Origin of the sequence: Streptomyces sp. RB17, assembly GCF_009604455.1 — a bacterium.
GTDB lineage: Bacteria > Actinomycetota > Actinomycetes > Streptomycetales > Streptomycetaceae > Streptomyces.
On the sequence record NZ_WEGL01000009.1, the window covers coordinates 270,174 to 290,445 of the forward strand.

General features: G+C 71.7%; 20 protein-coding genes. 12 read left to right on the forward strand and 8 right to left on the reverse strand.

Annotated features, from left to right (window positions below; genetic code table 11):
• Positions 1 to 144 precede the first annotated feature (144 nt).
• From argB to SRB17_RS35095, 5 genes are all read left to right on the forward strand, one after another.
• Positions 145 to 1,080, forward strand: a complete 936-nt coding sequence (gene argB / locus SRB17_RS35075; protein WP_153544560.1) for an acetylglutamate kinase — start codon at positions 145 to 147, stop codon at positions 1,078 to 1,080.
• The gene (locus tag SRB17_RS35080) at positions 1,077 to 2,312 is read left to right on the forward strand and encodes an acetylornithine transaminase (RefSeq protein WP_323376753.1); all 1,236 of its coding nucleotides are present in this window, start codon (positions 1,077 to 1,079) and stop codon (positions 2,310 to 2,312) included. Before argB ends, SRB17_RS35080 begins: the two co-directional genes overlap by 4 nt.
• A gap of 7 nt (positions 2,313 to 2,319) precedes the next feature.
• Complete coding sequence (locus tag SRB17_RS35085) at positions 2,320 to 2,865, forward strand: arginine repressor (protein WP_153544562.1); 546 nt, start codon at positions 2,320 to 2,322, stop codon at positions 2,863 to 2,865.
• Between the two features lie 110 nt (positions 2,866 to 2,975).
• The gene (locus SRB17_RS35090) at positions 2,976 to 3,563 is read left to right on the forward strand and encodes an RNA polymerase sigma factor (RefSeq protein ID WP_323376755.1); all 588 of its coding nucleotides are present in this window, start codon (positions 2,976 to 2,978) and stop codon (positions 3,561 to 3,563) included.
• On the forward strand, positions 3,553 to 4,320 hold the full coding sequence (locus SRB17_RS35095; protein ID WP_153544564.1) for a hypothetical protein: 768 nt from the start codon (positions 3,553 to 3,555) through the stop codon (positions 4,318 to 4,320). The genes SRB17_RS35090 and SRB17_RS35095 overlap by 11 nt, the downstream gene beginning before the upstream one ends.
• A 35-nt stretch (positions 4,321 to 4,355) precedes the next feature.
• Here SRB17_RS35095 and SRB17_RS35100 read toward each other — a convergent pair whose 3' ends face one another.
• The 5 genes from SRB17_RS35100 to SRB17_RS35120 all read right to left on the reverse strand — a co-directional run bounded on the left by SRB17_RS35100 (position 4,356) and on the right by SRB17_RS35120 (position 9,371).
• On the reverse strand, positions 4,356 to 5,096 hold the full coding sequence (locus SRB17_RS35100) for an FAD:protein FMN transferase (RefSeq protein WP_153544961.1): 741 nt from the start codon (positions 5,094 to 5,096) through the stop codon (positions 4,356 to 4,358).
• A 55-nt stretch (positions 5,097 to 5,151) separates the two neighbouring features.
• A complete protein-coding gene (locus tag SRB17_RS35105; RefSeq protein ID WP_153544566.1) occupies positions 5,152 to 5,985 on the reverse strand; it encodes an FMN-binding protein in 834 nt (277 codons plus the stop codon).
• 27 nt (positions 5,986 to 6,012) lie between these two features.
• Positions 6,013 to 7,395 carry a ferredoxin reductase family protein gene (locus SRB17_RS35110; RefSeq protein WP_323376759.1) on the reverse strand — a complete coding sequence of 461 codons (1,383 nt, stop codon included), beginning with the start codon at positions 7,393 to 7,395 and terminating at the stop codon, positions 6,013 to 6,015.
• 73 nt (positions 7,396 to 7,468) lie between these two features.
• Positions 7,469 to 7,987, reverse strand: coding sequence for an FMN-binding protein (locus SRB17_RS35115; protein ID WP_323376760.1), 519 nt, complete (start codon positions 7,985 to 7,987; stop codon positions 7,469 to 7,471).
• 37 nt (positions 7,988 to 8,024) lie between these two features.
• Entirely contained in the window at positions 8,025 to 9,371 is a 1,347-nt protein-coding gene (locus SRB17_RS35120; protein WP_153544568.1) for a ferric reductase-like transmembrane domain-containing protein, read from the reverse strand.
• 208 nt (positions 9,372 to 9,579) lie between these two features.
• Here SRB17_RS35120 and SRB17_RS35125 point away from each other — a divergent pair, with 208 nt between their 5' ends.
• Entirely contained in the window at positions 9,580 to 10,320 is a 741-nt protein-coding gene (locus SRB17_RS35125) for a response regulator transcription factor (protein ID WP_153544570.1), read from the forward strand.
• Positions 10,317 to 11,801, forward strand: a complete 1,485-nt coding sequence (locus SRB17_RS35130; protein ID WP_323376762.1) for a HAMP domain-containing sensor histidine kinase — start codon at positions 10,317 to 10,319, stop codon at positions 11,799 to 11,801. Before SRB17_RS35125 ends, SRB17_RS35130 begins: the two co-directional genes overlap by 4 nt.
• A 19-nt stretch (positions 11,802 to 11,820) precedes the next feature.
• Here SRB17_RS35130 and SRB17_RS35135 read toward each other — a convergent pair whose 3' ends face one another.
• Together SRB17_RS35135 and SRB17_RS35140 are read right to left on the reverse strand one after the other, a co-directional pair.
• A complete protein-coding gene (locus tag SRB17_RS35135) occupies positions 11,821 to 12,528 on the reverse strand; it encodes a L,D-transpeptidase family protein (protein WP_153544572.1) in 708 nt (235 codons plus the stop codon).
• 3 nt (positions 12,529 to 12,531) lie between these two features.
• A complete protein-coding gene (locus SRB17_RS35140; RefSeq protein ID WP_153544574.1) occupies positions 12,532 to 13,119 on the reverse strand; it encodes a pyridoxamine 5'-phosphate oxidase family protein in 588 nt (195 codons plus the stop codon).
• Positions 13,120 to 13,354: 235 nt separating this feature from the next.
• Here SRB17_RS35140 and SRB17_RS35145 point away from each other — a divergent pair, with 235 nt between their 5' ends.
• From SRB17_RS35145 to SRB17_RS35165, 5 genes are all read left to right on the forward strand, one after another.
• The gene (locus SRB17_RS35145; protein WP_323376764.1) at positions 13,355 to 14,551 is read left to right on the forward strand and encodes an argininosuccinate synthase; all 1,197 of its coding nucleotides are present in this window, start codon (positions 13,355 to 13,357) and stop codon (positions 14,549 to 14,551) included.
• A 49-nt stretch (positions 14,552 to 14,600) separates the two neighbouring features.
• Positions 14,601 to 16,034, forward strand: a complete 1,434-nt coding sequence (argH, locus tag SRB17_RS35150) for an argininosuccinate lyase (protein WP_323376765.1) — start codon at positions 14,601 to 14,603, stop codon at positions 16,032 to 16,034.
• Between the two features lie 162 nt (positions 16,035 to 16,196).
• Positions 16,197 to 17,168: an aldo/keto reductase gene (locus tag SRB17_RS35155; RefSeq protein ID WP_153544576.1), complete on the forward strand. Its 972-nt coding sequence runs from the start codon at positions 16,197 to 16,199 to the stop codon at positions 17,166 to 17,168.
• Between the two features lie 82 nt (positions 17,169 to 17,250).
• Positions 17,251 to 17,832: a TetR/AcrR family transcriptional regulator gene (locus tag SRB17_RS35160; RefSeq protein WP_194294233.1), complete on the forward strand. Its 582-nt coding sequence runs from the start codon at positions 17,251 to 17,253 to the stop codon at positions 17,830 to 17,832.
• Positions 17,829 to 19,352, forward strand: coding sequence for an MFS transporter (locus tag SRB17_RS35165; RefSeq protein WP_153544578.1), 1,524 nt, complete (start codon positions 17,829 to 17,831; stop codon positions 19,350 to 19,352). The genes SRB17_RS35160 and SRB17_RS35165 overlap by 4 nt, the downstream gene beginning before the upstream one ends.
• Before the next feature lie 86 nt (positions 19,353 to 19,438).
• Here SRB17_RS35165 and SRB17_RS35170 read toward each other — a convergent pair whose 3' ends face one another.
• Positions 19,439 to 20,110 carry a lysophospholipid acyltransferase family protein gene (locus SRB17_RS35170; protein ID WP_153544580.1) on the reverse strand — a complete coding sequence of 224 codons (672 nt, stop codon included), beginning with the start codon at positions 20,108 to 20,110 and terminating at the stop codon, positions 19,439 to 19,441.
• Positions 20,111 to 20,272 lie beyond the last annotated feature (162 nt).

The following is a 20,272-nucleotide window of genomic DNA, read 5'->3' on the forward strand; positions in this document are numbered from 1 at the left end:
TCGCGGGCCCCGTCGTCGCCGACGAGGCTTCTGTTTCACCGGCGAGCGCTCGCCCCGGACGAGTCCGGGACGAGTCCTACATCGCCTCCGCAGGCCAACACCGCCCGCCCGGCGGCTGATCCGAGATCCTTCCGAGAGTCGGCTATGACGGTCAATCACCCAGAAGAGCGAAAGTCCCCAACGCGCAAGCACACCGCACTGCCCAAGGCGCAGATCCTCATCGAGGCGCTGCCCTGGCTGGTCAAGCACAACGGCAGGACCGTCGTCATCAAGTTCGGCGGCAACGCCATGATCGACGGGGAGCTGAAGGCCGCCTTCGCGCAGGACGTCGTGTTCCTGCACCACGCCGGCCTCAGGCCGGTCGTCGTCCACGGCGGCGGCCCGCAGATCAGCGCCGCCCTCGACAGGCACGGGATCGTCAGCGAGTTCAAGGCCGGCCTGCGCGTCACCACCGAGGACGCCATGGACGTCGTACGGATGGTGCTGGCGGGACAGGTGCAGCGCGAGCTGGTCGGTCTGCTCAACCAGCACGGTCCGCTCGCCGTCGGCCTGACCGGCGAGGACGCGCACACCATCACCGCGACCAGGCACCAGCCCGAGATCGACGGCGAACTGGTCGACATCGGCCGGGTCGGCGAGATCACCGCGATCGACACGGGCGCCATCGAGGCGCTGCTCGCCGACGGCCGTATCCCGGTCGTCTCCTCCATCGCCCGCAGTCAGGACGACGGACATGTCTACAACGTCAATGCTGATACGGCGGCTGCGGCACTCGCTGCGGCACTGGGCGCCGAGACCCTCATGGTCCTCACCGACGTCGAGGGCCTCTACGAGGACTGGCCCAACTCCGACGAGGTGATCAGCCGCCTCACCGCTTCCCAACTGGAGAAGCTGCTGCCGGAGTTGAGCTCCGGCATGGTGCCGAAGATGGAGGGCTGCCTGTACGCCGTGCGCAACGGGGTGCACACCGCCCGCGTCATCGACGGCCGGGTCCAGCACTCGATCCTGCTGGAGATCTTCACCGACGAAGGCATCGGCACGATGGTCGTGCCCGACGAGCTCGAGGGGGACGCACAGTGACGGGCAACCAGGGCGAGCAGGCCAGCCAGGCCAACCAGGAGCTGACCCAGCGCTGGCAGGGCGCGCTCATGAACAACTACGGCACCCCCCGGCTGCCCCTCGTGCGCGGCGCGGGCGTCAAGGTGTGGGACGCCGAGGGCCGGGAGTACCACGACCTCGTCGGCGGCATCGCCACCAACGCCCTCGGCCACGCCCACCCGGCGATCGTCGAGGCCGTCAGCCGGCAGATCGGGCAGCTCGGCCACATCTCCAACTTCTTCATGGCCGAGCCCACGGTCGCCCTCGCCGAACGGCTGCTCCAGCTCTTCGGCCGGGAGGGCCGGGTCTTCTTCTGCAACTCCGGCGCCGAGGCCAACGAGGCGGCCTTCAAGATCGGCCGGCTCACCGGGCGCACCCACATGGTCGCCACCACCGGCGGCTTCCACGGCCGTACGATGGGCGCCCTCGCGCTCACCGGTCAGCCCGCCAAGCAGGACCCCTTCCTGCCGCTGCCCGGCGAGGTCACCCATGTGCCCTACGGCGACGCCCAGGCGCTCGCGGCGGCGGTCACCGAGGAGACCGCCCTGGTCGTCATCGAGCCGATCCAGGGCGAGAACGGGGTGGTGGTGCCCCCGGCCGGCTATCTGAAGGCCGCCCGCGCGATCACCGCCGCCACCGGCGCCCTGCTCGTGCTGGACGAGGTGCAGACCGGCATCGGCCGCACCGGGACCTGGTTCGAGTACCAGGCCCACGAGGGCGTCCTGCCCGATGTCGTCACCCTCGCCAAGCAGCTCGGCGGCGGACTGCCGCTCGGCGCCACCGTCGCCTTCGGCCGCGCCGCCGAACTGCTCCAGCCCGGCCAGCACGGCACCACCTTCGGCGGCAACCCGGTCGCCTGCGCCGCCGGACTCGCCGTCCTCGACACCATCGCGAACGAGGGGCTGCTGGAGAACGTCAAGCGGCAGAGCGAGAAGCTGCGTCAGGGAATCGAGGGCCTGGGGCACCCGTTGATCGATTTTGTGCGGGGCGCGGGCCTGCTCCTGGGTATCGTGCTCACCGGGCCGCACGCGCCACAGGCGCAAGCGGCGGCCCAGGAGGCCGGGTTCCTGGTGAACGCGCCCGCCCCCGACGTCGTACGGCTCATGCCGCCGCTGAACATCTCCGACGACGAGGTGGGTGCCTTCCTCCAGGCGCTGCCCGGCATTCTCGACGCAGCGAACCCAGTGGATGGGGACGGACGATCCGAAGAATAGGACGACGATGAGCCAGGCGCAGGATCACGAGCAGGCGGCGGGTGCCGGACCGGCCGTGCCGCAGACCCGTACCGCGCGGCACCGCCGGATCGTGGACATCCTCAACCGGCAGCCGGTGCGGTCGCAGAGCCAGCTGGCGAAGCTGCTCGCCGACGACGGGCTGAGCGTCACCCAGGCGACGCTCTCCCGGGACCTCGACGAGCTGAACGCGGTGAAGATCCGCAACACCGACGGCGAGCTGATCTACGCCGTGCCGAGCGAGGGCGGTTTCCGCACCCCCCGCGCCCCCCTGGGGGAGTCGGCCAAGGAGGAGCGCATGGGGCGCCTCTCCCAGGAACTGCTGATCTCCGCGGAGGCTTCCGCCAACCTCGTCGTCCTGCGCACCCCGCCGGGGGCCGCCCAGTTCCTCGCCTCGGCCATCGACCAGGCGGAGCTGCACGACATCCTGGGCACGATCGCCGGCGACGACACGCTGCTGCTGATCAGCCGGGACCCGAGCGGGGGCCAGGCCCTCGCGGACCACCTGCTGCGACTGGCGCAGAACGGCCACTGAGCCCGCATGCGGCACCCGGCCCGGCGGCGGAGAATGAGGGTGTGATCTTCCGCGGCGGGCGGGGAGGCGGGCGGGCAATCCCGTGGCCTCCGGCGGCCGTACACAGGGGTGTGTCGGGTTTCCGGTTCCCCGTGGGCCGCCTCCCGGACGAAGCCCTCCTGGCCGGGCTGGCCACCGGTGATCCGGAACTCGCGGTGATCTTCGTACGCAGGTTCCAGCACCGGGTCTTCGGAGTCGCCATGGCCGTCACCGGGGATGCGCAGCTCGCCGAGGACGTCGCTCAGTCGACGTTCGAGCGGGCATGGCGGCATGCCCAGATCTACGACTCGCGCCGCGGATCGGTCACCACCTGGCTGACGACCATCGCGCACAACCTCGCCGTCGACGCGGTCCGGGCCCGGCGGACCGAGCCGATGGCACCCGAGGACCTCGACTCCCTCATCGGCGTCGTCACCGAGACCCCCGAGCAGTGGGCGCTGGCCGACGAGGCCTCCTCCCAGCTGCGGGCCGCCGTGGCCCGGCTGCCCCGGGAGCAGGCCAGGGCTCTGGTGATGGCCGGCATCTACGGAATGACGGCCCAGCAGATCGCCGACGCGGAGCGCATCCCGCTGGGCACCGCCAAGACACGGATCAGGGCCGCCATGGCGAAACTGCGCGCCACGCTCGCGCCTTTTAAGCGAGGCGACCATGTCCCGTGACGTGAACTGCGACAAGCTGCGGGAGATCGGCGCCGAGCTGGCGCTGGGCGTGCTGCCCGGCCGGGAGCGCGCCGAGGCGGTCGCCCATCTGGACCGGTGCGCGGACTGCCGGGAGTACGTCCGTCAGCTCACCCTGGTCGGCGACAGGCTGGTCGGCCTGCTGCCGGACGGCGAGCCCCCGGCCGGGTTCGAGACCCGGGTGGCGCGCAGGCTGGCCGAGCAGGCTTCGGCGTCCGAGGCCCGGGCGGGCGTCTCCGGCCGTGCGCCGCGTGACCTGCGCGCGCGGGCCCGGCGGGCCCGGCTGCGGCTCGCGGCCGTCGCCACCGCGCTCACCGTCGCCGTCGGTTTCGCCGGCTGGGGGGTCGGCACCGCCGTCGAGGAGGTCCTCGCCTCGAGCCGCCCCGCCACCGAGTCCGAGCCCATGCTGGTCGGCGACATGACCTCCGCCACGAGCGGCGGCGGCAAGGTCGGCGAGGTCTACGCCCACCCCGGGACCCCCGGCTGGATCTACGTGTCCGTCGATTCCGCCGGCCCCCATGGCTCGTACACCGGCACGGTGACCTGCCTCCTGCAGCACTCCGACGGCACGACCGTCCGGGTCGGCGACTTCCCCCTGGTCGCCGGACACGGCGAGTGGGGCGTGGCCGCTCCCGGTGACCTGTCGACCCTCTCCGGCGTCCGGCTGACGACACCCGGCGGCACCGTCCTCGCCACGGCCCACCTGGAGATGGCGCACGTCGTGCAACCGAAGGTGTGAACCGGGGGGAGCGCGCCCCGGCGAAAAAGTCGCGCTCAGCCCAGCCGCGCCGCCAGCCCCCCGGTGCACCGCACCTCGTCGCCGGCGGTGATCAGCAGCCCCTCCACGTCCGGCAGCGACTCCAGCCACGCAAGGCCCGCCCTGGAGCCCATCGCGAAGGCCGCCGTGGCCCAGCAGTCGACCCAGGTCAGCCGGGGACCGACCACGGTCACGGCCACCAGGTCCGACACCGCGGACCTCCCGGTGCGCGGATCCACGATGTGCGCGCCCCGCTCGGCCGTACCCGAGGTCGCCACCGACAGTTCGGCCACGCCCGCCGTCGAGATCACCGCGGCCAGACCCCCCGGCCGCAGCGGATCCGCCACCCCCACCCGCCACGGCCGCTGCGGCTCCGGCGTGCCGAGGAGCTGGACGTCCCCCCCTCCGTTCACGCTCACCCCGCGCACCCCGGCCACCCCCGCCAGCAGCCGCGCGGCCCGCTCGGCGGCCCAGCCCTTGACGATGCCGGTGGGATCGAGCGAGCCCCGGTAGCGCGTGCTGAACCAGCCCTCGCTCAGTCGTTCCGCCTCGGCCGCGAGGTCCAGCACCTCGGCCACCTCCGGCGCGCACTGCGCCACGGTCAGCTCGCCCCGGGCCAGCCGGGACACCTCGCTGTCCTCGCGGTAGGTGCTGAACACCGCGTCCGCCCGGTGCAGACCGGCGACGGCCTCGGCCAGCGCCTCGTGCACCGCACCGGGTTCCCCGCCGCGGACGTCGAAGGAGAAGACGGTCCCCATGACCTCCTCCGCATGACGCACCGCGGCGGGAGCCTCGGCCGACTCGGCCACCGGGTCAGCCACCGGCCTGGTCCAGCGCCGACTGCAGTGACTGCTTGTAGCCGGTGCTGGTGTAGGTGGCGCCGGAGACGGCGTCGATGTTCGCGGTGCCGGCCGTGACGGCCTCCTGGTTGAGCCTGGGGACGGCCAGGGCGGTCTTCTGGTCGCTGAGTCCGCCCTTCGGTGCCTGGACGGCCTCCGCCTCGGTGATCTTGCCACCGCTGACCGTGATCCGCACCTGGACCGGGCCGTACTGCGTCTGCGCGACCTTCCCGGTGAGCGTGCGGGACTGTGCCGTGGCGGAAGAGCCGGAGGTTCCGGAACCGGAGGCGCCGGCCGAGGCGCGGCCCGCGGCCCCGGTCCTGGACCCGGCGGAGGACTTCATCCTGTCCAGCGCCGACTGCAGCGACTTCTTGTAGCCGTTGCTCGTGTACGTCGCCCCGGACACCGCGTCGATCTGCGCGCTCTGTGCCGCGACGGCCTCCTGGTTGAGCTTGGGGACGGCCAGGGCGGTCTTCTGGTCGCTGAGTCCGCCCTTGGGCGCCTGCACCGCCTCGGCCTTGGTGATCTTTCCGCCCGCGACCGTCAGCCGTACCTGCACGGTCCCGTACTGCGTCTGCGTGGCGTCACCGGTCACCGTGCCGGCGGTCGACCCGGTCGCGCCGGCCGCGCCGACCGGCTGTGTGCCGCCCTGCGGTGCCTGCTGCCCCGCCGTCGCCTGCGGGGCAGCGCCCGCCGCCGAGGCCGCGGCCGGATCGGCCGCCGGCTTCAGCGCCAGCAGCAGCACGACACCGGACACGGTCGCGGCGGTGGCCAGCACAAACCGTCGAATGGGGTGGCTCTTCCTCATCTGTCCGTATCTCTCCGTAGCTGCCGCTCACATCTCGAACGACTCGTGATGGATGCGGCGGGCGGGGACTCCCGCGCCGCGCAGTGCGTCGTACACCGACTGCGCGAACCCGGGCGGGCCGCACATGAACACGTCGTGCCGGTCGATGTCCGGGATCTTCCGCCGGAGGTTCTCCGCGGAGATGTCCGGCCGCTCCCCGTCCGGGCTGTTGACCGCGTACATCAGCCGGGCGCCCCGCTCGTCGGCGATCGTCGCCAGCTCGTCCCACAGCGCCAGGTCCTGGGTGCTGTTGGCCCGGTAGAGCAGGGTGATGTCACCGGCCGCCCCGGGCAGCGTCTCGAACAGTGCCCGCATCGGCGTGATGCCGACCCCGCCCGCGACCAGCAGCACCTTGCCCCGGCTGCGGCGCTGCGCGGTGAGCGCGCCGTACGGCCCCTCCGCCCACACCCGGGTGCCGGGCGTCAGCTCGCGCAGCCGGGCGCTGTGGTCGCCGATCGCCTTCACCGTGATCCGCAGCAGGTCCGGGCGGGGCGCCGCCGACAGGGAGTACGGGTGCGAGCTGAAGCGCATCCCGGGGGCCAGGAAACGCCAGCGGAAGAACTGGCCCGCCTCCGCGCCCATCCGGTGCAGCTTCCGCCCGCCGATCAGCACCGACACGATGCCCGGCGTCTCCTCGATGACCGCCTCCACGCGCATCCGGTGGGTGAGGTTCAGCCGGATCGGGGTGAGGATCCGGTACCAGATCACCAGCGCGGTGACCACGCCGTACAGCCCGTACCAGAAGGTCTTCGCGACCGGCTCGACCGCGAAGTCGTTGCCGGTGGTGAGCTGGTGCCAGAACGTCAGGAACACCGCCGCGTACGTCATCAGGTGCACGTGGTACCAGGTGTCGTACGGCATCCGGCGGCGGATCCCGCCGATCGACGTCAGCCCGATCAGCACGAACAGGCCCGTGCCGATGGCCGCCTTGCCCACATCGGGGAGCTGGTTGATGGAGTCGATGGTCTGCTGGACGATGTCGCCGAGCGACTTGCCCGCCTGGCGCGCGTACCCCCACATGGTGAGGAAGACGTGCGCCACGATCAGGCAGAGCGTGTAGCGGCCGCTCATCGCGTGCCAGCGGGCCACCCGGTCCGAGCCGACCCGCCGTTCCAGCGCCGGCACGCGTGCCATCTGGAGCACGACCAGCGCCATCAGATAGCCGGCCAGCAGGCCGGTGATCCGGCCCGCGTTGAGAATCCTGCCGGTGTCGTCGGCGATGGACGGCGTGTTGTGCCACCAGAGCCACAGCACGGCCACCGCGCCCGCCCAGACGGCGAGCAGCAGCGGTACGGCCGGGGAGCGGCGCGGGCGGATGCGGCGCATCGTCTGTCGGCGGGCGGCACGTCCGCCTGCGAGCGTGGTGGTCACGGTTCCTCCGTGGGGACTTGACCCTTGGCCCACAGATACGTGCCGCATCCGCCGCGTGTTCAGTGCCCCGGCCTCACAGTCCCGCCGAGTCCAGCGCGGACTGCAGGGACTGCTTGTAGCCGGTGCTGGTGTACGTGGCGCCGGACACCATGTCGATGTCCGCGCTCTGCGCGGCCAGCGCCTCACGTCGCAGCTGGGGCAGGGCGTAGCTGTTGATCTCCTGGTCGCGCGGGTTGTCCTGCGGGTACTGCACCGCCGTCACGTCCGTGAGCTTGCCGCTCTTGATCGTCACCCGCACCTGGACCGGGCCCCACCGGGTCTGGACGGTGTCTCCGGTGGCGGTCCTGCTGACCTTCGTACCCGAGGTGGAGCCGCTCGATCCGCCCGACGATCCGCTCGATCCGCCCGACGATCCGCTCGATCCGCTCGACGGGGCCGAACTGCTCGACACGGTGGGCGACTTGGTGTCGGCCGTGGCCAGCGTGGGGCTCGTGTGCGGCTTCAGCGACAGCAGCAGCACCATCCCGGAGACCGTGGCGGCACTGGCCAGCACGATGCGACGCAGGGGGCGGTTCTTCTTCAGGGCATGCACGTGATCTGCCTCACAGCTCTCACAGCTCTCACAGTTGTCACAGTTCGAACGACTCGTGGTGGATACGGCGGTCCGGCACCCCGGCCGCCCGCAGCGCCTCGTACACGTCCTGCGCGAAGCCGTGCGGCCCGCAGATGTAGACGTCGTGGCCGGCCAGGCCAGGGAAGGCCGCGCGCAGCGACTCCGCCGTGATGGCCGGGCGCTCGCCCCGGGGGCCGTTCAGCGCGTACCGCACCTGTGCGCCGCGCCGGCGGGCGATCGCCTCCAGCTCGCCGCCGAGCGCCAGGTCCTCGGCACTGCGCGCCCGGTACAGCAGGGTGACCTCGCCGGGCAGGGTCTCGAACAGCGCCCGCAGCGGGGTGATGCCGACGCCGGCCGCGATCAGCAGCGAGTGGTGGCTGGTGGCCCGGTCGGCGGTCATGGAGCCGTACGGGCCCTCCGCCCACACCCGGGTGCCGGGCCGCAGCAGGGCGACGGCCGCGCTGTGGTCACCGAGCGCCTTGACCGTGATGCGCATCAGATCGGGGCGCGGCGGCGCCGACAGGGAGTACGGCGTCGACGTCCAGCCCAGCCCCTCGCCGAGGAACCGCCAGCGGAAGAACTGCCCCGGCCGCGCCCCCAGCTCGTCCAGGTGCCGCCCGCGCACGACGACCGAGTACACACCCCGCGCCTCCTGGTGGACCGAGTCCACCCGCAGCTGGTGGCGCCGGTTGAGGCGGACCGGGGCGAGGACGCGGAACCACAGCACCAGGGCGGCGACGCCCAGGTACAGCGCGTACCAGACGGCGGTCGCGACCGGCTTGCCGTTGAACTCGTTCCCCAGCGTCAGCTGGTGGAAGAAGGCCAGGAAGACGGCCGCGTACGTCAGCAGGTGGACGTAGTACCAGAACTCGTGGCTGGTGCGGCGCCGCACGGCACGGGCCGAGGTGATGCCGACCGCGAAGAGGATCAGCGTGCCGGCGGTGGCCTTGAGCATGTCCGGGTAGTCCAGGACGACGGTCACCGTCTCGTGCCACAGCGAGGCCCGGTCCTGGGCGGCGTACCCGGTGAGGATCAGCACGATGTGCGCGACGAGCAGGCAGACGGTGTACCGGCCGGCCATCGCGTGCCAGCGCGCCACCCGGTCCGAGCCGATCCGCCGCTCCAGCAGCGGCACCCGCGCCATGAGGCCGACCAGCACCGCGCAGGCGTATCCGCACAGCAGCCCGGCGATCCGCCCGGCGCCGGTGAGCCAGCCGGCCGTACCGACCACGGACCCGGTGTCCGCCCACCAGAGCGCGACCACGGCCGCCGCCCCGGCCCACAGCGCGGCCAGCACGGGCCCCGCGGGGGAGCGCCGTGCGGTCGCGGGCGGGGCCGCCCGCCGCGCATCCACGGTGGTCATCAGTCGCCGTCCCTTCGTCCGTCGTACCGGGCCACTGTGCGGCGGAAAGCTCTGAGGTACCTCTGAGCGACCTTGTGACCAGGCCCTTTGAGAGCAGACTCAGAGCCTGTTCTCAGACGGCGTTCAGCGGACCTGAGGGCTCTCAGAGAAAACTCAGAGCGCAGCCGGTGCCTCGCACGCCTCCGCATGGGTGATGCTGGAAGGCGCGATGAACACCACCCGCTCCGGCCGCCCGGCCCTCACCCGCCCCGACGGCACCCCGCTGCGCGTCCTCGTCGTCGACGACGACCCCGACCTCGCGGAGGTGCTCACCGGCGCCCTGCGCTACGAGGGCTGGGAGGTGCGCGCCGCCGGGGACGGCGCCTCGGCCCTCGCCACCGCGCGCGAGCTGCTGCCCGATGCCGTCGTCCTGGACGTGATGCTCCCGGACACCGACGGCTTCGCCGTGCTGCGCCGGCTGCACGAGGTGAAGCCGGACGTCTGTGTGCTCTTCCTCACGGCCCGGGACGCGGTCGAGGACCGGATCGCGGGCATCACGGCCGGCGGTGACGACTATGTCACCAAGCCCTTCAGTCTGGAGGAGGTCGTGGCCCGGCTGCGCGGCCTGCTGCGCCGGGCGGGCATGGCCCGGCAACAGGAGGAGGGGCCGCGGCTGGTCGTGGGCGACCTGGTGATGGACGAGGAGGCGCGCGAGGTCACCCGGGCCGGCGAACTGATCGAGCTGTCACCCACCGAGTTCGAGCTTCTCCGCTTCCTCATGCGCAACCCGCGCCGCGTGCTCAGCAAGGCGCAGATCCTCGACCGGGTCTGGTCCTACGACTTCGGCGGCCGGGCCCATGTGGTCGAGCTGTACATCTCCTACCTGCGCAAGAAGGTCGACGCGGGCCGCGAGCCCATGATCCACACCGTGCGCGGGGCGGGTTATGTCCTGAAACCGGTGACCAAGTGAGCCGCTTCTCCCGCGCGACCGCCGTGCGCCGGCTGCCCCGTCCCCGCACCCTGCGCGCCCGGCTCACCTTCGGGCTGGTGGTGCTGCTGGCGGTGAGCTGTGCGGCCGTGGGCCTCGCGGCGGTCGTCGAGCTGAACGGCTTCCTCACCCGGCGTCTGGACGAGCAGCTCACCCAGGTCGGCACCCGGTTCCCGGAGAGCCTGGAACACAACGGCAAGCTGTCCGACGACCACGACGGCGACGAGCACGGCGACACCCGCCGCATGGCCACCGGCACCTTCGGCGCCCGCCTGCTGAACGGCACGGTCACCAACAAGGGCCTCATCCGCTCCGGCGACCCGGCCGCGGACCTGGGTGTCAGCCTGACCGGACAGGACGCCGCACGGCTGGCCCGGGTACCGGCCGACGGCAGGCCCCACACCGTCGAGCTGTCGGCCCTGCACGACTACCGGGTCGTCGCCTCGGCCGGACGGGACGGGGACGTGCTGATCGTCGGGCTGCCCCTGGAGCCGGTCGAGGCCACGGTCCACCGGCTGGAGGCGGTCGCCGGGATCGTCTTCGGCCTCGCGCTCGTGGTGACCGGCGTGGCCGGCGCCTTCTGGGTCCGCTGGTCCCTGCGCCCCCTCAGCCGGGTCGCCGCCACCGCCGCCCGGGTCAGCGAGCTCCCGCTGGCCAGCGGCGAGGTCGCGCTGCCGCCGCGCGCCCCGGACGCCGACCCCGGCACCGAGGTCGGCCGGGTCGCCGCGGCCTTCAACCGCATGCTCGGCCATGTCGAGGACGCGCTGACCAAACGGCATGCGAGCGAGGAACGGCTGCGTGGCTTCGCCGCCGACGCCAGCCACGAGCTGCGCACCCCGGTCGCCACCGTCCGCGGCCACGCCGAGCTGGGCCTGCTGCACCCCGGACCGGTGCCGCCGGAGGTGACCCGCGCCCTGCAGCGCATCGCCGCCGAGTCCTCCCGCATGGGCCTGATGGTGGACGACCTGCTCCTGCTCGCCCGCCTCGACGCCGGCCGCCCCCTGGAACGCACGCCCGTCGACCTGACCCGTCTGGTCCTGGACGCGGTCACGGACGCCCGCGCCGCGGGTCCCGGCCACCGCTGGACCCTGGACCTGCCCGAGGACCCGGTCACCGTCCCGGGCGACGCCCACCGCCTGCACCAGGTGCTGGCCAACCTGTTGGCCAACGCGCGTGCGCACACCCCCGACGGCACCAAGGTGACGGTCACCCTGGAAGCCGACACCGACGGGGCCCTCCTCCGCGTCCACGACGACGGGCCCGGCGTCCCCGAGGAGGTCCAGCCCGGCGTCTTCGAACGCTTCACCCGAGCCGAACACCGCCGTCCCACCGGCGCCTCCGGCCCCGGCGCCGGCCTCGGCCTGTCGATCGTGGCGGCCGTGGTGGAGGCGCACCGGGGGAGTGTGGGGCTGGAGAGCAGACCGGGATCCACGACGTTCACGGTGCGGCTTGCGGCGAGTTGAGCGCGGGGAGCCGATTCCTTCAGTACCGGGTGACGGCCATGGCTCCGTCCACCGTCCCGATGGCCATGTGCGGCTTCTGGTCCGGCTTCGCCCACTGGAGGATCCGCCGCATCGCATCCTCCGGCACCGACACACACCCGGCCGTCGCCGCCTGCCCGTTCACATGGAGGAAGATCCCGGCTCCGCGCCCCCGTACGGGCTGGTCGTAGTTGAACCCGATCACGAGCCCGTACGCGTACTGCGTCGAGTAGGAGACGAGGTGCTCGGACTCGGAGGCGCGGCAGTCGGCGGGCAGCGGGTCCACCCAACGGTTGTACGCCGCCGAGTCGTTGTCCTGGCACCACCAGGAACTCTCCTGCACCGCCCGGTACTCGACGCTCGTCCCGCCCGGCTCGGGCTTGATCCCGAAGCCGAAGGGAAGTCCGTACAGGCCGGTCGGTGTCGTGTTCGTGCCCTGCTGCCGCGAGGCTCCCTCCACCAGCCCGTTCGCCCCGAAGCGCGCCGGTGCCGAACCGGCCGGCACCCACTGCCCGTCCTTCAGGTCCCACCAGGTGAGCGTCCCCGTGGTCGAGCCGGTGCCCGGTGCCTGAGCGGTGATCAGCTGGCTTCCTCCGCCGGTGTCCGCCATGAGCGCGGGCAGCGGCACGGACGAGCCGGGAGCCGGTGCGACACCGAGCAGGGCGAGCGAGGAGGCGGACACGAGGGTGAGCACGACACCGGGGCGCATGGCTCAGACGGTAGACGGCGGAAGCGGCAACGGCAGCCCGGGTAGTCCGTCCAGGCTCGTCGCGACATGCTCCTTCTTCTCGAAGTACGCGCTCAGCGAGCTGTCGTCCTCCCGCGCGAAACGCTTCCCGTGCAGGTCGCGGTCGCTCTCGTACGCCATGTAGGGGACGGCGTACCCGCAGGTGTCCCGGATGAGTTCCGCGTGTACGACGACGATCGCGCGCAGGCCGTGCACAGTCGGGTCGATGTCGGGGAAACGGGTGAGGAGCGCCGGGAAACGCGGGTCGTCCCGGAAGACCGGCTCGCCCCGGCCGTGCACGCGCACGATGTTCGGCGGCCCCTGGAAGGCGCACCACATCAGGGTGATCCGGCCGTTCTCCCTGAGATGCGCGACGGTCTCGGCGTTGGACCCGGCGAAGTCCAGGTAGGCCACGGTCAGTTCGTCGAGCACGGCGAAGGAGCCCTTGAGACCCTTGGGGGAGAGGTTGACCGTGCCGTCGCCGGACAGCGGGGCGGTCGCGGTGAAGAAGAGGGGTTGCTCCTCGATGAACGTCCGGAGCCTGCCGTCGATGCGCTCGTAGCTCTTTCCCATTCTGAGGATTATCGGCGCGACTCCTTCGGCTGTCTAAGGATTTCGCCGAAGAGCCCGCCATTCGGACACATGCCCCCGGACTCACCGCGGCCGCCCCGGCCGGCGCTCGTCGGGGCGGCCACGGCGGGAAGTACGAGGAAGCGGCCTGAGACGTTCAAGCGCCCCGCACATTGACGAATCATGCAGAGCTCTGCATACTCATGCATGACAGCACGTGCAGCGTGAGGAGAAACCCGTGACCGAGCGCGTCGTACTCGCCTATTCCGGCGGTCTGGACACCTCCGTCGCCATCGGCTGGATCGCCGAGGAGACGGGCGCCGAGGTCATCGCCGTCGCGGTGGACGTCGGCCAGGGCGGCGAGGACCTGGACGTCATCCGCAAGCGCGCCCTCGCCTGCGGTGCCGTCGAGGCCGAAGTGGCCGACGCCAAGGACGAGTTCGCCGACGAGTACTGCCTCCCGGCGATCAAGGCCAACGCCCTCTACATGGACCGCTACCCGCTGGTCTCGGCCCTCTCCCGGCCGGTGATCGTCAAGCACCTGGTCGCCGCCGCCGAGAAGCACGGCGCCACCACCGTCGCCCACGGCTGCACCGGCAAGGGCAACGACCAGGTCCGCTTCGAGGCCGGCATCGCCGCCCTCGCCCCCGACCTGAAGTGCATCGCCCCGGTCCGCGACTACGCGATGACCCGGGACAAGGCGATCGCCTTCTGCGAGGCCGAGCAGCTCCCGATCGCCACCACCAGGAAGTCCCCGTACTCCGTCGACCAGAACGTCTTCGGACGCGCCGTCGAGACGGGCTTCCTGGAGGACATCTGGAACGCCCCGATCGAGGACATCTACGAGTACACCGCCGACCCTGCGGCACCCCGCGAGTCCGACGAGGTGATCATCACCTTCGAGGAGGGCGTCCCGGTGGCGATCGACGGCGGGCCGGTCACCGTCCTGCAGGCGATCCAGCAGCTCAACGAGCGCGCCGGCGCCCAGGGCATCGGCCGGATCGACATGGTCGAGGACCGTCTCGTCGGCATCAAGTCCCGCGAGGTGTACGAGGCTCCCGGCGCGATCGCCCTGATCACCGCACACCAGGAGCTGGAGAACGTCACCGTCGAGCGCGAACTCGCCCGCTACAAGCGCCAGGTCGAGCAGCGCTGGGGCGAACTCGTCTACGACGGCCAGTGGTTCTCCCCGCTCAAGCGCGCCCTGGACGGCTTCATCGACGAGGCCGGCCGGCACGTGAGCGGTGACATCCGGATGATCCTGCACGGTGGCCGCGCGGTCGTCACCGGCCGCCGCTCGGCCGAGTCCCTGTACGACTTCAGCCTGGCGACGTACGACACGGGCGACACCTTCGACCAGTCCGCGGCCAAGGGCTTCATCGACATCCACAGCCTGTCCTCGAAGATCGCCGCCCGGCGCGATCTGCGGGCATAGCCTGACGCACACCTCGCCCGACCGACCCACTTCCCTAGGAGCAGCGCAAGTGAGCAGCAACAGCGGTGACGTACGGCTCTGGGGCGGCCGTTTCGCCGACGGGCCCGCCGAGGCCCTGGCGAAGCTGTCCGCGTCCGTCCACTTCGACTGGCGGCTCGCGCCGTACGACATCGCCGGTTCGCGTGCCCACGCGCGCGTGCTGCACCAGGCCGGCCTCCTCACCGAGGACGAGCTGCAGCGCATGATCGCCGGGCTGGACCGGCTGGAGGCCGACGTCGCGTCCGGTGACTTCGTGGGCACCATCGCCGACGAGGACGTGCACACCGCCCTGGAACGCGGCCTGCTGGAGCGCCTCGGCCCCGACCTCGGCGGCAAACTCCGCGCCGGCCGGTCCCGCAACGACCAGGTCGCGACCCTCTTCCGCATGTACCTGCGCGACCACGCCCGGACGATCGGCGGCCTGATCGCCGACCTCCAGGACGCCCTGATCGGCCTCGCCGAGGCCCACCCGGACGTCGCGATGCCGGGCCGCACCCACCTCCAGCACGCCCAGCCGGTGCTCTTCGCCCACCATGTCCTCGCCCACGTCCAGTCCCTGTCCCGGGACGCCGAGCGCCTGCGTCAGTGGGACGAGCGCACGGCCGTCTCCCCGTACGGCTCCGGGGCCCTCGCGGGCAGCAGCCTGGGCCTGGACCCGGAGGCCGTCGCCCGGGACCTCGGCTTCGAGCACGGCAGCGCCGGCAACTCCATCGACGGCACGGCCTCCCGGGACTTCGTGGCGGAGTTCGCCTTCATCACCGCGATGATCGGCGTGAACCTGTCCCGGATCGCCGAGGAGATCATCATCTGGAACACGAAGGAGTTCTCCTTCGTGACCCTGCACGACGCGTTCTCCACCGGCTCGTCGATCATGCCGCAGAAGAAGAACCCGGACATCGCCGAGCTGGCGCGCGGCAAGTCGGGCCGCCTGATCGGCAACCTGACCGGCCTGCTGGCGACCCTCAAGGCCCTGCCGCTGGCCTACAACCGCGACCTCCAGGAGGACAAGGAGCCGGTCTTCGACTCCTGCGACCAGCTGGAGGTCCTGCTCCCCGCCTTCACCGGCATGATCGCCACCCTCACGGTCAACCGCGAGCGCATGGAGGAACTGGCCCCGGCCGGCTTCTCGCTCGCCACCGACATCGCCGAGTGGCTGGTCAAGCAGGGCGTGCCGTTCCGCGTGGCCCACGAGGTCGCGGGGGAGTGCGTCAAGGTCGCCGAGTCCGAGGGCAAGGAACTGGACGACCTCACGGACGAGCAGTTCGCGAAGATCTCCGCCCACCTCACCCCCGAGGTCCGGTCCGTCCTCAACGTCCCGGGCGCCCTCGCATCCCGGAACGGCCGCGGCGGTACGGCACCCAGCGCGGTCGCCGTACAGCTGGCGGAGGTGAAGGCCGACGTGGCGGTCCAGCACGAGTGGGCACAAGCCAAGAAGAAGAGCTGAGCCGCGGCGCCCCTGAAAGGGGCGCCGGGAACTGCGCGACAAGCCAGCACGCACCCGCACCCGCACATGTACCGCACGACCCGTGCTGTGGGGCGGACCCGAAGGGCATCCCGGGTTACGTTGGTCGGAAACCGTACCGGAGCCGACCGAACGGAAGCCGCGATGCCCTTCTCCCGCCTCGCAACAGCAACCACGCCGACCTGCCACATCGGCCTCGGCCTGGCCGCGGTGGGTCGCCCCGGCTACATCAACCTCGGCCGCGAAGAAGACCTCGGAGACAACCGCAGCGCGGACGCACTGCGTACCCGAACCCACGAACTCCTCGACGCCGCCTACGCCCAGGGCGTCCGCTACTTCGACGTGGCCCGCTCCTACGGCCGTTCGGAGGAATTCCTCGCCGACTGGCTGAACGCCCGCCCCGACATCGACGACGTGGTCGTCGGCAGCAAGTGGGGCTACACCTACACCGCCGGCTGGTCGGCGGACGCCGAGACGCACGAGGTCAAGGACCACAGCCTCGCCGCGTACGAGCGGCAGCGCGCCGAGACCGACGCCGTGCTCGGCGACCGGCTCGACCTCTACCAGATCCACTCGGTGACCCCGGACAGCCCGGCCCTCACCGACAAGGAGCTGCACGCCCGGCTCGCCGAGGCCGCCGCCCAGGGCCTGACCATCGGCCTCTCCACCAGCGGCCCCGCCCAGGCTGACGCGATCCGCGCCGCACTCCAGGTGACGGCCGACGGCGAGCCCCTCTTCCGTACCGTCCAGTCGACGTACAACGTACTGGAGACCTCGGCGGCCCCCGCGCTGGCCGAGGCGCACGACGCCGGGCTCACCGTGATCGTCAAGGAGGGCCTGGCCAACGGCCGGCTGGCCGCACCGCACGCCCCGGAGATGCTCGAGGCCGTCGCCGAGGAGACCGGCCTCGGCTGCGACGCGGTGGCCCTCGCCTGGATCCTGCGCCAGCCCTGGGCCGGCGTCGTCCTGTCGGGCGCGGCGACGGTCACCCAGCTCGTCTCCAACCTCCACGCGCCCGCCGTCGACCTCGACGCGGACCAGATGACCCGCCTCGCCACGCTCGCCGAGGACCCGCACGCCTACTGGGAGCGGCGCGGACAGCTGCCCTGGCACTGACGTCACTCGCGCCGACCGGTGGGTTTGAGTCACCCGTGCCCAGTGTGAGACAAAGTTGTCTCACCTGGGCTATCTTTGTCTCATGGCTCTCGACCGTGACCAGGTACTGCGCAGCGCGGCCGCCCTGCTGACCCGCAAATCCACCGCGACCATGGACGAGGTCGCCAAGGCCGCCGGGATCAGCCGCGCCACGCTGCACCGCCACTTCGCCGGGCGCGACGCTCTCGTGCGGGCGCTGGAGGCACTCGGCATCGAGGAGTGCGAGGCGGCGCTGGATGCGGCCCGCCTGGACGAGGGCCCGGGGAGCGAGGCCGTTCGCCGCCTGGTCCGTGCCATCGAACCCTCGGCCGGACTGCTCGCCTTCCTCTACACCGAGAACCAGCTGTTCGAGGGCGAGGAGCAGAACCAGGGCTGGGCCCGCATCGACGAACGCCTGACGGCCCTGTTCCGGCGCGGTCAGGAGAGCGGCGAGTTCCGCATCGACCTCACCCCCGCCTGGCTCACCGAGGCGCTGTACGGCCTGCTGGCCTCCGGTGCCTGGGCGGTGGCGGAGGGCCGGGTGGCCACGAAGGACTTCACCTACATGATCGTCGAGCTGCTGCTCGGCGGCGTACGACGTACGAACGCGGACGTACGAACGCGTAAGAAGAGAGAGGAATCATGACCAGCACCCTGCAGCCGGCCGCGACGACGGAGGCGGTGAGGCGCCCGGGCCGCTGGCTCGCGCTCTCCGTCCTCGTCCTGGCCGTGCTGCTGGTGGCCGTCGACGCCACCGTCCTCGGCCTGGCGACCCCTTACATCAGTGAAGACCTGAACCCCTCGGGCACCCAGCTCCTGTGGATCGGTGACGTCTACTCCTTCGTCATCGCCGGTCTGCTGGTCTCCATGGGCAGCCTCGGCGACCGCATCGGCCGCAAGCGGATCCTGCTCGGCGGTGCCACGGCGTTCGGCGCGATATCGGTCCTCAACGCCTACGCCACCACACCGGAGTTGATGATCCTGGCGCGGGCGCTGCTCGGTGTCGCGGGCGCGACCCTGATGCCCGCCACCCTCGCCCTGATCCGCAACCTCTTCCACGACCCGCGCGAGCGCAGCCTCGCCGTGGGCATCTGGGGCGCCACCGCCTCCGCCGGCACGGCCGTCGGCCCGATCGCCGGCGGATTCCTCCTCGAACACTTCTGGTGGGGCTCGGTCTTCCTGATCAACCTGCCGGTGATGGCGGTCCTGGTCCTGGTCGGGATCCGCACCCTGCCCGAGTCCCGCAACCCGAACCCCGGCCCGTGGGACCTGATCAGCGTCGTGCTGTCGCTGGTCGGCATGATCGGCGTCGTCTACGCGGTCAAGGAGGCCGCCGCACACGGCTTCACCTGGCCGGCGCTCGCCACGGCGCTGCTGGGCGCGACGGCCCTCTACGGCTTCGTCCACGGCCAGCTCACCATGCCGACCCCGCTGCTGGACATGCGGCTGTTCCGGTGCCGCGGCTTCAGCGGGGCGGTGCTGGCCGACCTGCTGACCGTGCTCGGCATGTCCGGCCTGGTGTTCTTCCTCTCCCAGTACCTGCAACTCGTCCAGGGCCGGCGCCCGTTCGAGGCGGGCCTGGCCGAACTGCCCGCCGCGGTCGGCGCAGTGGCGGCGGGCCTGGTCGCGGGCCGCGCGGCCCGCCGCTTCTCGGTCCGCGCCGTGGTCTCCGGCGGCCTCGCGGCGGTCGGCCTGGCCCTGGCCGTGCTGACGGCACTCGGCCGGTCCACCGGCTACCCCGTCCTCGGCGCCGCGCTCCTGGTCGTGGGCATCGGCGCGGGCTTCTCCTTCACCGTCACCGCCGACGTGATCCTCTCCAGCGTGCCCAAGGAACAGGCGGGCGCCGCCTCGGCGGTCTCCGAGACGGCGTACGAACTGGGCGCGGCCCTCGGTATCGCCCTGCTCGGCTCCATCGTCACGGGCGCTTACCGCGACTTCACCGGCCCGGCCGGCACCCCGGCCCAGGCGCACGAATCACTGGGCGCGGCGGTGGAGGCGGCGACAAAGATGCCCCCGCACACTGCGGAGGCACTCCTGACCGCGTCCCGGGACTCCTTCCTCCACGGCCTGCACCTGGCATCGGGCGCGGGAGCGGCGGTCCTGCTGGGAACGGCGGTGGCGGCGTGGTTCTTGCTGAAGGGACAGAACCTGGAAAGCGCCGGGTGAGTGAAGCGCCCCGAAGGGGCGCGGGGAACTGCGCGAGAAGCGATCACTCACCCGCACACGAATAACCGGCCGAACTGCCGGCGGCGCTACGCGGCCTTGGCCTTCGTCGCGTACATATCGACGTACTCCTGCCCCGACAGCCGCATGACCTCGGCCATCACGGAGTCGGTGACGGCCCGCAGCACGTACCGGTCCCGGTCCATGCCCTCGTAGCGGGAGAACTCCATCGCCTCACCGAACCGCACGGTCACGCGGCCGGGCCGCGGCATCCCCGCCCCGCCCGGCTGCAGCTTGTCCGTGCCGATCATCGCGAAGGGGACCACGGGCGCGCCCGTCATCAGCGTGAGGCGGGCGATGCCCGTACGGCCACGGTAGAGGCGGCCGTCGGGAGAGCGCGTGCCCTCCGGGTAGATGCCGAAGATCTTGCCTTCTTCGAGGATGCGCCGCCCGGTCATCAGCGCCGCCACACCACCGCGCCCGCCGTCCCGGTCCACCGGGATCATGCCGACACCCGTGAAGAACCACGCCATCAGCCGCCCCTTGAGGCTCTTGCCGGTGACGTACTCGTCCTTGCCGATGAAGAAGACCTGCCGGTCGCACACGAGCGGAAGGATCATCGAGTCGATGAACGTGAGGTGATTGCCGGCCAGGATCACCGGGCCGTCGCCGGGGATGTGCTCCACGCCCTCCACCTGTGGGCGGAACATCAGGCGCATGATCGGTCCGAGCACTGCCTTGATGAGCGCGAAGCGGGACAACGGGGCCTCCGATGTCGAGGGTCGATATGAGTCTGTGCAGGTGAGGACATTACTCGCGGCCCCGGGCCCGGCGCACATCGGGTACGGCCGGTTCACCGAGGTCTTACGAACTGTTGACGCGGGTTTACCTGCGGTGACGTCCTGGGGACGCCCCGTAACACC

Coding starts and splice junctions, on each gene's coding strand:
- SRB17_RS35135 (WP_153544572.1), bottom strand. CDS start 12,528: ATGCGCCCCGGTGTCGTGCTCACCCTCGTGTCCGCCTCCTCGCTCGCC.
- SRB17_RS35125 (WP_153544570.1), top strand. CDS start 9,580: ATGAACACCACCCGCTCCGGCCGCCCGGCCCTCACCCGCCCCGACGGC.
- SRB17_RS35105 (WP_153544566.1), bottom strand. CDS start 5,985: ATGAGGAAGAGCCACCCCATTCGACGGTTTGTGCTGGCCACCGCCGCG.
- SRB17_RS35155 (WP_153544576.1), top strand. CDS start 16,197: ATGCCCTTCTCCCGCCTCGCAACAGCAACCACGCCGACCTGCCACATC.
- argB (WP_153544560.1), top strand. CDS start 145: ATGACGGTCAATCACCCAGAAGAGCGAAAGTCCCCAACGCGCAAGCAC.
- SRB17_RS35095 (WP_153544564.1), top strand. CDS start 3,553: ATGTCCCGTGACGTGAACTGCGACAAGCTGCGGGAGATCGGCGCCGAG.
- SRB17_RS35120 (WP_153544568.1), bottom strand. CDS start 9,371: ATGACCACCGTGGATGCGCGGCGGGCGGCCCCGCCCGCGACCGCACGG.
- SRB17_RS35100 (WP_153544961.1), bottom strand. CDS start 5,096: ATGGGGACCGTCTTCTCCTTCGACGTCCGCGGCGGGGAACCCGGTGCG.
- SRB17_RS35160 (WP_194294233.1), top strand. CDS start 17,251: ATGGCTCTCGACCGTGACCAGGTACTGCGCAGCGCGGCCGCCCTGCTG.
- SRB17_RS35140 (WP_153544574.1), bottom strand. CDS start 13,119: ATGGGAAAGAGCTACGAGCGCATCGACGGCAGGCTCCGGACGTTCATC.
- SRB17_RS35085 (WP_153544562.1), top strand. CDS start 2,320: ATGAGCCAGGCGCAGGATCACGAGCAGGCGGCGGGTGCCGGACCGGCC.
- SRB17_RS35165 (WP_153544578.1), top strand. CDS start 17,829: ATGACCAGCACCCTGCAGCCGGCCGCGACGACGGAGGCGGTGAGGCGC.